The sequence below is a fragment of the Streptomyces sp. NPDC023157 genome (assembly GCF_055560575.1).
Genome location: NZ_JBVHIL010000012.1, coordinates 62956 through 76028, shown reverse-complemented (window position 1 = coordinate 76028; position 13073 = coordinate 62956). Strand labels below are relative to the sequence as shown.

The window sequence follows — 13073 nt, the reverse complement described above, 5'->3', positions numbered from 1 at the left end:
GTCGTTCCGCTGTCAGCTGGTGTAGTAGCCGGCGATGTCGGCGATGAGGTCGACGGTGCCGGAGTGGTTGTAGAAGGTGACCTTGCCGTCCTTGACCGGGACGACGACCAGGTTCGGGATGGTCTGCCGGGCGGTGAAGTTGAGGTTGGACGCGGCGGTGCGGGTCGTCCCGTACGGGTAGACGGAGACGAAGCCGGTGGCCGTCGGGTTGGTCGCGGTCACGTTGAGGACGACGGCCGTGTACGTCGTGTTCACGTCGAGGCTGACGGTCTTGCCGGCCCCGATCTTGCCCTTGGCGACGCCGGTGCCGTCGCGGGTGTCCATCAGCCGCCTGGGCTGCATGCCGGTGAAGACGGAGCCGGTGTCCTTCTTGTAGTAGCCGGCGACGTCGGCGAGGAGGTCGACGGTGCCGTACTTGTTGTAGAAGGTGACCTTGCCGTCCTTGACCGGGACGATGACCAGGTTGGGGACGGTCTGCCGGGCGGTGAAGTTGAGGTTCGAGGCGGCCGTGCGGGTCGTCCCGTACGGGTAGACCGACACGAAGCTGGTCGCGGTCGGGTTCGTCGCGGTCACGTTGAGGACGACGGCGGTCGCGCCCGGCTCGGTGACGGGCAGCGTGACGGTGCTGTTCGCCGCCAGCTTGGCCTTGGCGACGCCGGTGCCGGTACGGGTGTCCATCAGGCGGGTGGGCGTGACGGGCTGGTAGGCCGAGCCGCCGGTGCCCGCGGTGTAGTACCCGGCGACGTCGGCGAGCAGGTCGACCGAGCCGGCGCGGTTGTAGAACGTCACCTTGCCGTCGACGACCGGGACGGTGACCAGGTTCGCGGCGGTCCGGCCGGCCGTGAAGTTGAGGTTCGACGCGGGCGTCTGCCGGGTCCCGGAGGGATAGACGGAGACGTGGCTGCTCGTGGTCGCGTTGGTCGCCGTCACGTTCAGGACCACCGCCGTCACGCCCGTGGCCGGGACTCCGCCGGCGCCCGTGACCTTGAGGGAGACGGTCTTCCCGGCGCCGACCTTCGCCTTGGGGACGCCGAGGCCGGAGCGGGTGTCCATGAGGCGGGCGGGGGTGACGGGGGTGTAGGTGCCGGGGAGGGTGGTGAGGCCGATGTCGAACGCCCAGACCGTGCCGGTGGCGCGGACGGCGGTCCCGACGCCGTTCGCGGGCTGCGCGGTCATGACGTACGTGTACGCGCCGTCCTCGACGCCCCGCCCGAGGTCGTCGCGGCTGTCCCAGTCGATCGCGACGCCCGCGCCGTTCCCGGCGGTGCCGCGGTAGGTGCGGACGACCTTGCCGGCCGCGTTCTTGATCTCGACGCTCCACGCGCCGACCGAGCGGGACAGGCGCCAGCGGAGCTTGCTGGTGCCGCCGTCGTACTGGGAGAGGCCCGTGTCGAGCAGGGTGAGCGGTTGCGCGGCGACGGGGACGCGCTTGACGTGGATGTTCCGCTGGGCGTCGGTGAAGGCGACGTTCGCGCCGAACTTGTCGACGGTCCAGGTGGTCCCGCGCCCGTCGGCGGGCGTCCAGGCCGGGACGGTGGCGAAGTCCGTGGTCAGCCCGGTGGCCGCGTTCGTCAGGAGCAGCTTGTGCGCCGTGTTGTCCCGGCGCACGACGAAGCCGTCGCCGAGCAGGGCCTCGCCGACCGGGACGGCGACGTTCTTCTTCAGCGTCCGGTCGTAGACCCCGGCCTTCGCCTCCGCCGCGCACGCCCAGTACAGCCAGCGGCCCACCGCCTGCAGTTCGGACGGGACGCACGCGGAGCCGATGTTCAGCGCCGGCGAGGTCGTGCCCGTCGCCAGGTCGTAGGTGTTGACCGTGCCCTTCGTCGGGGCGGGCTTCCACACCTGGCTGCCCCACAGGGCGGCGGCGGACTTGACGAGGGTGAGCCGGAGCTCGGACTCGTTGGAGTTGTCGATGTCCAGGTCGGCGGCGTAGGTGGTGTCGCCGCTCTTCGCCAGGACATAGCGGCCCGCGGCGTCCACGACGGTGCTCGCGGCGGGCAGTTCGGCGGAGCGGAACGAGTCGCGCGTGGGCGCCTCGACCCAGCTGTTCTGCCCGTAGACCGCGTTGCCGTCGCCGAGCGACCGAAGGCCGTTCGGGGTGCCGAAGGGCCGGTACCGCAGCCGCGGCGCGGACGCCGAGGGCGTGCCGGTCGCGCTCGTGTCGACGTCGAACAGGGCGGGCACGCTTCCCGGGGCCGAGTCCTCCAGGTAGCTCAGCTGGCCGCCGCCTAGCGTCAGACCGCTGTACGTCACGGGGACGCGCGACACCTCCTGCACGGCGGTCGTACGGGGAGCACCGTCCTCGCCCAGCGCGATGCGGCGCACCGCCCAGTCGGCGGCGCCGGTACCGCCGACGGCCAGGACGCTGCCGTCCGGGCCGACGGTGAGGCCGGCGTTCGCGGCCGGGAGCAGGTCCGTGGTCGCGCCACCGCCGAGGGGGACGGTCCGGAGCGGCTGGGCGAGTACGCCGCGCTTGTCGTAGAACGGGGCGGGCCGGACGAAGAGGACGTGGGAGCCCAGGACCGAGAACTCCACCTTGCCCGCGGAGTCGGACGGGGGCGGGACGTCGGTGGTCACGGGCGTCGCCGAGGCGTCGGTGCGGGGGACCGTGTACAGCGTGCCCCTGCCGGTGGACCAGGCCATGACGTGGTCCGGGGCGAGCCGGAGGATCGAGGCGCTCCTGAAGGCCGCGGGGAGCGGGGTCAGGGTGGCGGTCGCGTAGTGGAGGTAGAACACGGCGCCGTCGGAGGAACGGAGGATCGCGCCCTGGCTGTCCTGGCCGGTCGTGCCGGCCCGGCTCAGCGCGCCCGTGCCCTCCGGGACGCCGGTCACGGGAGTCTCGACGATGCCGCCGTCCACGGAGCGCACCAGGGTGAGGGCGACGGACGTGCCGTCGGCCTGGGGAGTGTTGGTGACGATGCCGTCGGCGCTGTAGACCCCGTACCAGCCCCGGCCCGCGGGGACGGCGATCCTGGTCGTGGTCTGCTTCGCGATGTCGGTCACGGTGACCGCGCCGCTGCCGGTGGTGGCGTAGAGGCCGGAGTGGCCGCTCTGGGCCGTCGTGGGCACCGTGGTGGTGGCACCCGAGGCGGCGTCCGTCCAGAGGAGCCCCGTCGTCCCCTCCCGCTGGTGGACGTAGCCGGTGGTACCGGCCTGGAAGAGGGTCTCCTCGCGCGGCTTGGCGCGTCCCGGGTCCGGGATCACGACCTCGTCGGCGGCTGCCGGGGTGTCGGCGGCGAGGGCCGGGACGGTCAGCGTGGTGGTGAGGCCAGCCGCGACGGCCAGGGTGGTCGCGGCCGCGAGCGTGCGGGCGCGTGCGTGGGTGTGCAAAGCGGGTTCCCCTCCGGAGCCTGTGCAGGCACTGGACGGGTGGCCTTCGTTCGCGCGTGTTCCGCGCGGCCCCTCCCGGCGCTTCCCGTCCGAAGCCGTGATCGTAACAGCGGCCCCGTCCGCACCGGAAGCGGATTTCGAACGGGTTCACATGGCCTGGAGTGTCCCGTTCGGGGTGTTCATCGCGTTCGTCCGGCCCGGCCCCTTCCTCTCGTACGCGCCGTACTCCTTCACCGGCACCGCGTTCGCCGCCCGCTGGATCTCCTCGCGGATCTTGCGGGCGATCAGGTTCTTCCAGGGGGTCTTCGGCAGCGTGCGGACCAGGAGCATGCGCAGGGCGATCTTGCGGCGGGACGAGACCGTCATCTCCTTCGCCATCTTCTCCGCGAAGCGCTGGTTGAGCTCCACGCCCGGGCGCAGCACCGCCTCGTACGCCGCGAAGGCCGCGCTGTGGTCGCCGCCGGCCGCCGCGAGTTCGCCGGCCAGGACGTAGGCGCCGGTCAGGGCGAGGCCGGTGCCCTGGCCGGAGGCGGGGGAGGTGCAGTGGGCGGCGTCGCCGAGGAGGACGACGCGGCCGTGGGACCAGCGGTCCATGGTGATGGTGGCGATGGCGTCGAAGTAGAAGTCGTCGGCGTCCGCCGAGTCCGCGATCAGGCGCGGGATCTCCCAGTCGTCGCCGGCGAACGCGTCCGCGAGCAGGCGCTTCTGGGCGAGGGTGTCGCGGTGGTCGTAGGCGAGTTCGGCGGGGGCGGCGAAGACGAAGCAGTTCTTGGCGGTGCCGGCGCGTTCGCCGGAGGTGCTGTAGACGGAGACCAGCTTGTCCGGGCGGGCGTGGTAGGTCTCCCAGCGGTCCAGGCCCAGCCGGTCGGGGGCGGAGAAGATCGAGATGTACGCGCCCAGGTGCCGCCTGAACCGCCGTTCGTCGCCGAAGACGAGTCGTCGGGTGTGCGAGTGCATGCCGTCCGCGCCCACCACCAGGTCGAAGCGCCGGCGGGTGCCGCTCTCGAAGACGACGTCCACGCCCTCGCCGTCGTCGTGCAGGGAGGCGATGGAGTCGCCGAAGAGGTACTCGACGTCGTCGCGGGTCTTCTCGTGGAGGATGCGGGCGAGGTCGCCGCGCATGATCTCGTCGTCCTGCTCGGCCCGGCCGCCGAAGATCTCGGCGGGCAGTTCGCCCACGGTGCGGCCCCGTGCGTCGACGTACGAGCCGCCGGCCATGTCCGTGGAGGCGGCGCGGACCTCGGCGAGGATGCCCATCCGCTCGCAGATCTCGATGGCCCCGCCGCGCAGGTCGACCTTGTAGCCGCCGGTGCGCAGTGCGGGGGCGCGCTCGACGACGGTGGCGGTGAAGCCGTAGCGGTGCAGCCAGAGCGCGAGGGCGGGCCCGGCGATCGAGGCGCCGGAGATCAGGACCGTACGGGCTGCGCGCATGGCGGGACTCCTTGTCGGTGGGTGCGGGGCCGCTCCGGCCCCGCACCCACGACTATACGGATGTCCTACACGCTTGTCTATGACGCTTGTATAGATCGAGTGGTGCGTGGATCGAGACGGGGGTGGCTCACCCCCGCCCCAGCACCACCGTCCCCGACGAGCAGAACCAGCCGCCCGTCCCCGACGCCACCGCCAGCTCCGGCAGGGAGCCGTCCGGGCGGCGCACCTGGAGTCCCGGTGCCTCGCCGCGTAGTTGGCGCACCGCCTCGACGAGGAGGAACAGGCCCCGCATCCCCGGGTGGCAGGCGGAGAGGCCGCCGCCGTCGGTGTTCACCGGCAGGCGGTCCTCGCGCCCCTTCTGCTCGAAGAACGCGCCCCCCTCGCCCTTCGCGCAGAAGCCCAGGTCCTCCAGGGTCACCAGCGTCATGTAGGTGAACGCGTCGTAGATCTCGGCCAGTTCGATGTCGGCGGGGGTCACGCCGGCCCGCTCGAAGGCCAGCTTGCCGCTGACCGCCGCCGGGGAGACAGTGAAGTCCTCCCACTCCGACATCGTGGTGTGCGAGACGTACTCGCCGGTGCCGAGCACCCACACCGGGGCCTTCGCCGTGTCCGGTACGTACTCCTCGGCCGCCAGCAGCACCGCGCAGCCGCCGTCGCTGCGGATGCAGCAGTGCAGCTTGGTGAAGGGGTCGGCGATCATCGGGCCGTCCAGTACCTCGTCGACGGTGATCGGGGTCCGGAACATCGCCTCGGGGTTGAGTGCCGCGTTGGCCCTGGCCTGGACGGCGACCTCGGCCAGCTGCTCCAGGGTGGTGCCGTACTCGTGCATGTGGCGGCGGGCGGCCATCGCGTACTTCGCGATGAGGGTGTGGCCGTACGGCACCTCGAACTGGAGGGGGCCGCGGGCGCCGAAGGAGAGGTTGGAGGTGCGCCGGCGGGCCTTGATGTCGGCGCGGGCGGTGGAGCCGTAGACCAGCAGGACCGCGTTGGCGCGGCCGGTCGCGATGGCGTCGGCGGCGTGTGCCGCCATGACCTCCCAGGTGGCGCCGCCGACGGCGGTCGAGTCCACCCAGCGGGGCCGCAGCCCCAGGTATTCGGCGACCTCCACGGGGGCGAGGGTGCCGAGGCCCGCCGAGGCGAGGCCGTCGATGACGGAGCGGTCGAGCCCGCTGTCCGCGAGGGCGCGGCGGGCGGCCTGGGCGTGCAGGGCGTAGGGAGTGGCCTCGTCGACGCGGCCGCAGTCGGAGAGGGATATGCCGACGACGGCGACGCGGCGACGGCGGTCCCCTGAGGTGGTGGGCATGAATCTGACGGTACATCAGATACGCCCGATCCGGGCCCGCGCGGGGCGGGCCGGGTCCGTGGTTCCGGAGCGTCGCGGGCTGTGTTTCTGGCGCTCCCCGCTCTAACATGACGCCCCGTCAGTTACGGAGGGAGCCCCATGCGTACCGCCGCCGTCACCGAAGAGCAGCAGGAGAACCGCAGGACCCTGCGCGAACTCCTCGCCCAGCGGGCAGGACCGGCCGAGACCCGCGCCGCCGTCACCACCCCCGAGGGGTACGACACCGGGCTCTGGGCCGCCATGGCCGGCACCCTCGGCCTGCCCGGCATCGCCCTGCCCGAGGAGTACGGGGGAGCCGGCCGCGGTCCCGCCGCACTCGCCCTCGCCTGTGAGGAGACCGGCCGCGCCCTCGCCCCCTCCCCGCTGCTCGCCACCGCCGTCCTCGTCGCCCCGCTGATCGCCGCCCTCGGCACCGAGCGGCAGCGCGCCGAACTGCTGCCCCGGATCGCCGACGGGTCACTGACCTGCGCCCTCGCCCTGCCCGGCGGCTCGCTCCCGCTCGCCCTCGGGCTCACCGGGGACAACGCGGCCGAGCCCTGGTCCGGCGGCGGGCGCTCCGGCGGCGTCCAGGCGACCCGGCCCGCCGGCGCCGAACGCTGGTCGCTCTACGGCGAGGCCGTCCACGTCCTCGACGGGCACAGCGCCGGGCTGCTCCTGGTCGCCGCGCACGCCGGCGGCTTCCCGCGCAGCCGCACCCTGCTCTTCCTCGTACGCGGGGAGGAGGGCGCCGCCGGGCTCGTACGGGAGCGGCAGCCCGCCCTCGACGTCACCCGGTCCCAGGCCACCGTCCAGTTCAGGGACGTGGAAGGGGAGTTGCTGGGCGAGGAGGTGGGGGAGGCGTCGGTGGTCCTCGCCGCGCTCGCCGCCGCCGGGCGCACCGCCGCCGTCGCCCTCGCCGCCGAGGCGGTCGGCGCCGCCCGCGCCGCCCTCGACCGCACCGTCGAGCACGTCGGCACCCGCGAGGGGCCCGGGCGCCCGGCCGGCTCCCTCCAGGCGGTCAGGCACCGTCTCGCCGACCTCCTCGTCCAGGTCGAGTCGGCCCGCTCGCTCACCTTCTGCGCGGCCCTCGACGGCGCCGAACCGGAGGCCGGCGCACTGGCCCTCGCCCAGGCCCTCGAAGCGCTGCGGGCCGCCGCCGCCGAGACCGTCCAGCTGCCCGGCGGCCCCGGCGCCACCCGGGAGGACGACGCCCAGCTGTACTTCAAGCGCGCGGCCGCCGACGAGCTCCTCTTCGGTCCCACCCACCGGCTGCGCGCCCGCGCCGCCGAACGCAGCGGACTCTTCGGAGAGGTGGCCTAGATGCCGATCGGGCTGCGCGTGATGCAGAAGGTCTCCTCCACCCGCGCCTTCGCCAGGGTCGCCCCCCACTTCATCCCCGCCATGGACCGGACCGTGCACCGGCTGACCCGCGGCAAGGTGATGCTCAGCGCGCAGATGCTGCCGGGCGTGGTCCTCACCGCCAAGGGGGCGAAGTCCGGGCAGCCGCGGGTCACCCCGCTCGCCTGCATGCCGGAGCCCGCGGACGGCACCTGGCTGCTGATCGGCTCCAACTTCGGCCGCCCGGGCCATCCGGCCTGGACCGCCAACCTGCTCGCCCACCCGGACGCCGAGGTCAGCTGGCGCGGCGAGAGGTTCCCCGTACGGGCCCGGCTGCTCACGGGGGAGGAGCGGGCGGTGGCCTGGCGGGCGGCGCTGGCCTTCTGGCCGCCCTACGCGACGTACCAGGCGCGGATCGACCGCGAGATCCGCCTCTTCCGGCTGACCCGAACCACCCCGGCGGAGGGGTGAGAGACCCCCGGCGGAGGGGTGAAAGAAAGCCCGCGGAGGGGTGAAAGAACGCCGGCGGCAGTCCCGGGCCCGTACGGACAGGTACGAGCGCGGGACCGCCGCCGGCGCGACAGGACGGGTGAAGGAGAGCCGCGAGGGCTCGCGGGGGCTACTTCGTCGGCTTCTTGCCGGTGATCCCCAGGTGCACCAACAGGGCCAGGTTCGGCCGGAGTTCGGCCTGCTTCACGCCCCAGGTCTGGAAGCCCTTCTGGTGGCCGGCGACCGCCGCCAGCATGGCCACCAGGGAGCCCGCCATCGCCGCGGGGCTGATCTCCTTGTCGACCTTGCCCTTCGCCTGGAGCTCCTTCACCGCGTCCGTCAGGGAGTTGGTGACCGAGTTCAGGATCTTCATGCGGATCTTGTAGAAGCGCTTGTCGCCCTCCGCGGCCCCGAGGTCCACCACCCGAAGGATCGCGTCGTGCTTGCGCCAGAAGTCCAGGAATCCCTCGACCAGTTCCTCGGAGGTCTGCCAGCCGGCCTTGCCGACCCAGGAGCGGCCGGAGACCAGATCGGTCAATCCCGCGCCCTCCTTGGCCATTTCCTCCGCGATTTCGAGGACTGCGCCCTCGACGTCAGGGAAGTACTGGTAGAACGTCGCGGGTGAAGTACCCGCCTTCCGGGCGACGTCGATGACCTTGACGTCCCGGTAGGGCGAGGAGCTGAGCATCTCGCCGAGGCAGTCGAGCAGCTTCTGCCGCGTCGCCTGGCCGCGTCGTCCGGCTACGCGGCCGTCGACGGTGCGTACTTGTCCTGTCATGCCGTCAGCTTACCGAGGGGTGATCGGCGCGCGATTCGGCCGACTGCAAATGGGTATCCGGCCCCGGATCCCCGCCGTATCGACATCGGATCCACGCCGTATCGACGCCGGATCCCCTGTGGATCCCCGCCGGATCCACAGCTCTTTCCTCAATAGGCTTATTAACAGCCTGTGGACAACTTCGGTGGACAACTCCTCCGGAGCCCTTGTGGGGCAAGGGCTCCGGATCCGCTAAAGGCACATATGTTCGTTTTTAGGAGGGTGCGGGGCGCGGAGACGGACCCTAGCGTGAAGGCATGGCCGTATTCACACAGGGCACCCCCTGCTGGGTGGACGCGCAGCTCCCCGACCTCGAAGCGGGCAAGCGCTTCTACGGCGAGCTCTTCGGCTGGAGCTTCGACCCCGACCGCGACGAGGCCCTCCTCCACGGCAAGCGGGTCGCCGGCCTCCTCCCCAAGCGCGACGGCCGGATGCCCACCACCTGGACCGTCTACCTCGCCACCGGCAACGCCGGAACCCTCGCCGCCCGGATCAAGGCCGCGGGCGGCCGGATGGTCATGGAGCCCTACCCCGTCGGCCCGTTCGGCGTCCGGGCCCTCGCCGCCGACCCCGGCGGCGCCGTCTTCGGACTGCGCCAGTCCGGCGACGACGACGGCTTCGAGACCGTGAACCGGCCCGGCACCTTCTGCTGGATGGAGGTGTACACCCGGGAGCCCGAGGCGGTCGACACCTTCTACGCCACCGTCTTCGGCTGGCTCGGCCGCCAGGCCGACCCCGCCGAGGAGGGCCGCGACGCCTCCTTCGACTACCGCGTCTGGTCCCCGCCCGGCTCCCGCGCGGGCGACGACAGCGCCTTCGGCGGCCGGGCCGTCATGACCGACGCCTTCCCCGCCGAGCTGCCCGGCCACGTCCTCCCCTACTTCGCCGTCCGGGACTGCGACGCGGCCTGCGCCACCGTCGTCCGCCTCGGCGGCCGGGTCGCCACCGACCCCTTCGACACCCCGCACGGGCGGATCGCGGTCCTCCACGACAACCAGGGCGCCCGCTTCGCCGTCCTCGCCGAGCCCGCCGAATGAGCGAGGGCCGGGCGGCGACGCGCGCGGCGATATGAGCCAGGACACCCCGATCCGCCCCCGGGTTCGCAACCACCGCCCCGGACAGGAACAATCAGGGTCCACGGGGCCGTACCCTCATGGCCCTACGGGGAGGTGGCAGGCAAGTGGAGCAGCTGACGCAGCACGACCCGAGACGGATCGGGCCCTTCGAGGTGCTGGGCCGGCTCGGTGCGGGCGGAATGGGTCTCGTCTATCTCGCGCGCTCGGCGTCGGGGCGGCGCGTGGCGATCAAGACGGTACGGACGGAGCTCGCCGAGGACCAGCTGTTCCGCGTCCGCTTCACCCGTGAGGTCGAGGCCGCCCGGGCGGTCTCCGGCTTCTACACCGCGGCCGTCGTCGACGCCGACCCGCGCGCCGCCGTGCCGTGGCTCGCCACCGCCTACGTACCGGCGCCCTCCCTCGAAGAGATAGTGAACGAGTGCGGGCCGCTCCCGGCCCAGGCGGTGCGCTGGCTCGCCGCCGGCGTCGCCGAGGCCCTGCAGTCCATCCACGGCGCCGGCCTCGTCCACCGCGACCTCAAGCCCTCCAACGTCCTCGTCGTCGAGGACGGCCCCCGGGTGATCGACTTCGGCATCGCGTCGGGCGTCTCCAACACGCGCCTGACCATGACCAACGTCGCCGTCGGCACCCCGGCCTACATGTCCCCCGAGCAGGCCCGCGACTCGCGCAGCGTCACCGGCGCGAGCGATGTCTTCTCGCTGGGCTCCATGCTGGTCTTCGCCGCCACCGGGCACGCCCCCTTCCACGGCGCCAACCCGGTCGAGACCGTCTTCATGCTGCTGCGCGAGGGCCCCGACCTGGAGGGGCTGCCCGACGAGCTGCGCCCGCTGATCGACTCCTGCATGCAGATGGACGTCAGCAAGCGCCCGAGCCCGGCCGACCTCCAGGCCCAGCTGGCCCCGCACCTCTTCGGCGCCGGCAGCGACGACAGCGGTACGGCGGCGGCCTGGCTGCCGCAGCGCGCCACCGCCATGATCGAGACCCGCCGCGGCGGCCGCCCCAGCGCCCCGCAGCCCCCGCCCGGCCCGCCGATGCCGCCGCGCCCGCCCCGGCAGCCCGCCGACTGGAGCGGCGACCCGCGCGCCGACCGGCCCTCGGACCGGCCTTCGGACCCGTACGGCGACCGTCCCGGCGGCGACCGTCCCGGTGGTGGCCGGCACGCCGGTCCCGCCGCCGTCCCGGCGCCCGACGCCGGTCCCGTACGGCTGGCCGGCGCGGCCGTGCCGATCGGGCCCGGCCCGCGGGTGTCGGACACCCGGGCCGCCGTCGGTGTCGGCCTCGGGGCCGCCGCGGGCACCGCCACCGGCTGGATCCGCCCGCCCGGCGGCGCTGCGGGCGGCGCCGAGCCCGGCCCGCCGCCCGGCTCCCGCCCGCTGCCCGGCCCCGCCCAGGCGCCCGACGCCCAGCAGGCCCCGCCGGCCCCCGAGGCGCCCGGGCACTGGCGGCCCTGGCGTTTCCGCATGTCCAACGACGTGTGGGGCACCCCCGTCGTCGACGGCGACCTGCTCTACGTCACCTCCTTCGAGGTGCACGCCCTGGACACGGCGAGCGGCCGGCGCCAGTTCAAGACCCGCGACGTGGCCTGGTCCATGGCGGTCGCCGGCGGCCGGATCCACGCCTCCGACGGGCCCACCCTGTACGCGCTCGACGCCCTCGACGGCGGGGAGCGCTGGCGGCTGCACACGGACGCCTGGGTGTACTCCCTCCAGGTGGACCGGGGCACCGTCGTCACCGGCACCCGGGGCGGCGGCGTCCAGGGCTGGGAGGCCTCCAACGGCGCCAAGCTGTGGGAGATCACCGGCGCCCAGACCGACTTCGAGACGCGCGAGGGCGGGCCCGCCGTGCACGGCGACACCGTGTACGTGTGGCGCGACGCCCGGCTCCAGGCGCTCGACGCCCGCACGGGCGTGGAGCGCTGGTCGTACCCGGTCGGCGACGCCGCCTCCTGCGCGCAGGTGCCGGTGCGGGTGGCCCCCGCCGAGGACGGCTGCGTGTACGTGGCGGCCGGCACCCGGGTGCTGTGCGTCGACATCGCGAGCGGCCACGTCCGCTGGCACTTCGAGGCGCCGGCCGTCTTCCTCGCGCCGCCCGCCTTCGCGCCCGGCCCGGCCGTCACCGGCGGCGGGGTCTACCTCGTCGACCACCTGGGCACGGTGTACGCGCTCGACGCGACCACCGGCAAGGACCGCTGGCGGATCGCCACCGAGCCCCGTCAGTCCACCGAGCCGGTCCTGGTCGCCGCGGGCAACGTCCATGTCGGCAGCGGCAGCGCGCTCTACACCCTGGACGCGGTCACCGGCACCCCGAAGTGGCGGTTCGCGGCGGGCGGCGAGCTGATCGGCGCCCCCGTCGTCGCGGACGGCCGGGTGCACTTCGGCTCGGCCGACCACGTCCTGTACACGCTGGACGCGACGGGCGGTCAGCTGCGCTGGAAGCTGGCGACGGGCGGCGAGATCACCGGCTCGCCGGTGGCCAGGAACGGCGTCGTGTACGCCTGCAGCAAGGACCGCTGCGTGTACGCCCTGGACGCGGTGAAGGGCACGGCGACCAACCGGGGCGCGTGAGCACCCCCGAACAGCCCGCCCCGACCGCCCCCGACCCCGCCCCCCTAGGCCCGATGCCCCGGGGGCGGTGGTGTCTCGTCGCGTGCCGGGTCCCAGGGCACGTCGGACGAGGGCGGCGGGGCGTTCTCCGGCGGCCCCGACGCGTCCGGCTGCTCGGGCCGCGTCCCGTACCCCTGGGTCGTCCGCGGCCCGTCGAGGGTCGGGTGCGTGGGGTAGGTGGCGTGCGGCGGCACCTGGTCGACCCGGGTGCGGTGGCCTCCGGAGCGGCCCGACATCACGACCGCGCCGAGGAGCAGCAGCACCCCGCCGCCCAGGGCGTTGGCGACGCCGTCGCCGAGGCCGCGTCCGTCGCCGCCGACGGTCAGGCTGCCCTCGGCCTGCCCGACCCGCACCATCCACAGGACGGTGAAGCCGAGCACGACGACACCCGCGAGGGCGACGAGCAGCCGGGAGCGCAGCACGACGCCGAGGACGGTGAGCAGCGCGGCGAAGGCGAAGGGCAGCAGGATCGAGCCGATCACGGAGGACTTGCCGTCGGTGATGCCGCTGAAGAGCTCGTCGATCGCGTAGTCGCGCCCGTGACGGCCGTCGTACCAGGCACGGAAGGGGCTCCAGACGGCGGCCGTCGCTCCGGCGAGGGCCAGGACCGAGCCGACGACGTTGCGGATCATCGATCGGCCTCCTCGGTCCGGCTCTCGCAGTCGACG

Annotated in this window: 9 protein-coding genes; 4 read left to right on the top strand and 5 right to left on the bottom strand. The window is 73.6% G+C overall.

The features are described 5' to 3' along the window. Nucleotides 1-12: 12 nt before the first annotated feature. The 3 genes from ACZ3ZE_RS34110 to ACZ3ZE_RS34100 form a co-directional block, all read right to left on the bottom strand. Nucleotides 13-3330 (bottom strand): FlgD immunoglobulin-like domain containing protein, encoded by a 3318-nt coding sequence (locus tag ACZ3ZE_RS34110; protein WP_467261809.1) that lies wholly within the window; start codon nucleotides 3328-3330, stop codon nucleotides 13-15. A 147-nt stretch (nucleotides 3331-3477) separates the two neighbouring features. Next, nucleotides 3478-4761: an FAD-dependent monooxygenase gene (locus tag ACZ3ZE_RS34105; RefSeq protein WP_467261807.1), complete on the bottom strand. Its 1284-nt coding sequence runs from the start codon at nucleotides 4759-4761 to the stop codon at nucleotides 3478-3480. Between the two features lie 127 nt (nucleotides 4762-4888). Then, nucleotides 4889-6064, bottom strand: a complete 1176-nt coding sequence (locus ACZ3ZE_RS34100) for a thiolase C-terminal domain-containing protein (protein ID WP_361171458.1) — start codon at nucleotides 6062-6064, stop codon at nucleotides 4889-4891. A 138-nt stretch (nucleotides 6065-6202) separates the two neighbouring features. On the opposite strand from ACZ3ZE_RS34100, the gene ACZ3ZE_RS34095 reads away from it, so the two are divergent. After that, a complete protein-coding gene (locus tag ACZ3ZE_RS34095; protein WP_361171461.1) occupies nucleotides 6203-7402 on the top strand; it encodes an acyl-CoA dehydrogenase family protein in 1200 nt (399 codons plus the stop codon). Further along, complete coding sequence (locus ACZ3ZE_RS34090; RefSeq protein ID WP_467261805.1) at nucleotides 7403-7891, top strand: nitroreductase family deazaflavin-dependent oxidoreductase; 489 nt, start codon at nucleotides 7403-7405, stop codon at nucleotides 7889-7891. 148 nt (nucleotides 7892-8039) lie between these two features. Here ACZ3ZE_RS34090 and ACZ3ZE_RS34085 read toward each other — a convergent pair whose 3' ends face one another. Continuing rightward, entirely contained in the window at nucleotides 8040-8687 is a 648-nt protein-coding gene (locus ACZ3ZE_RS34085) for a TetR family transcriptional regulator (protein ID WP_361171467.1), read from the bottom strand. Between the two features lie 296 nt (nucleotides 8688-8983). Here ACZ3ZE_RS34085 and ACZ3ZE_RS34080 point away from each other — a divergent pair, with 296 nt between their 5' ends. Together ACZ3ZE_RS34080 and afsK are read left to right on the top strand one after the other, a co-directional pair. After that, entirely contained in the window at nucleotides 8984-9763 is a 780-nt protein-coding gene (locus tag ACZ3ZE_RS34080; protein ID WP_361171470.1) for a VOC family protein, read from the top strand. 116 nt (nucleotides 9764-9879) lie between these two features. Continuing rightward, on the top strand, nucleotides 9880-12366 hold the full coding sequence (gene afsK, locus ACZ3ZE_RS34075; RefSeq protein ID WP_363290796.1) for a protein serine/threonine kinase AfsK: 2487 nt from the start codon (nucleotides 9880-9882) through the stop codon (nucleotides 12364-12366). A gap of 44 nt (nucleotides 12367-12410) precedes the next feature. Here afsK and ACZ3ZE_RS34070 read toward each other — a convergent pair whose 3' ends face one another. After that, the gene (locus ACZ3ZE_RS34070) at nucleotides 12411-13037 is read right to left on the bottom strand and encodes a hypothetical protein (protein ID WP_361171476.1); all 627 of its coding nucleotides are present in this window, start codon (nucleotides 13035-13037) and stop codon (nucleotides 12411-12413) included. Nucleotides 13038-13073 lie beyond the last annotated feature (36 nt).

Excerpts from the sequence above, each read along its gene's own strand:
- ACZ3ZE_RS34080 (WP_361171470.1), top strand. The coding sequence starts at position 8,984 with ATGGCCGTATTCACACAGGGCACCCCCTGCTGGGTGGACGCGCAGCTC.
- ACZ3ZE_RS34090 (WP_467261805.1), top strand. The coding sequence starts at position 7,403 with ATGCCGATCGGGCTGCGCGTGATGCAGAAGGTCTCCTCCACCCGCGCC.
- ACZ3ZE_RS34070 (WP_361171476.1), bottom strand. The coding sequence starts at position 13,037 with ATGATCCGCAACGTCGTCGGCTCGGTCCTGGCCCTCGCCGGAGCGACG.
- ACZ3ZE_RS34105 (WP_467261807.1), bottom strand. The coding sequence starts at position 4,761 with ATGCGCGCAGCCCGTACGGTCCTGATCTCCGGCGCCTCGATCGCCGGG.
- afsK (WP_363290796.1), top strand. The coding sequence starts at position 9,880 with ATGGCCCTACGGGGAGGTGGCAGGCAAGTGGAGCAGCTGACGCAGCAC.
- ACZ3ZE_RS34085 (WP_361171467.1), bottom strand. The coding sequence starts at position 8,687 with ATGACAGGACAAGTACGCACCGTCGACGGCCGCGTAGCCGGACGACGC.
- ACZ3ZE_RS34095 (WP_361171461.1), top strand. The coding sequence starts at position 6,203 with ATGCGTACCGCCGCCGTCACCGAAGAGCAGCAGGAGAACCGCAGGACC.
- ACZ3ZE_RS34100 (WP_361171458.1), bottom strand. The coding sequence starts at position 6,064 with ATGCCCACCACCTCAGGGGACCGCCGTCGCCGCGTCGCCGTCGTCGGC.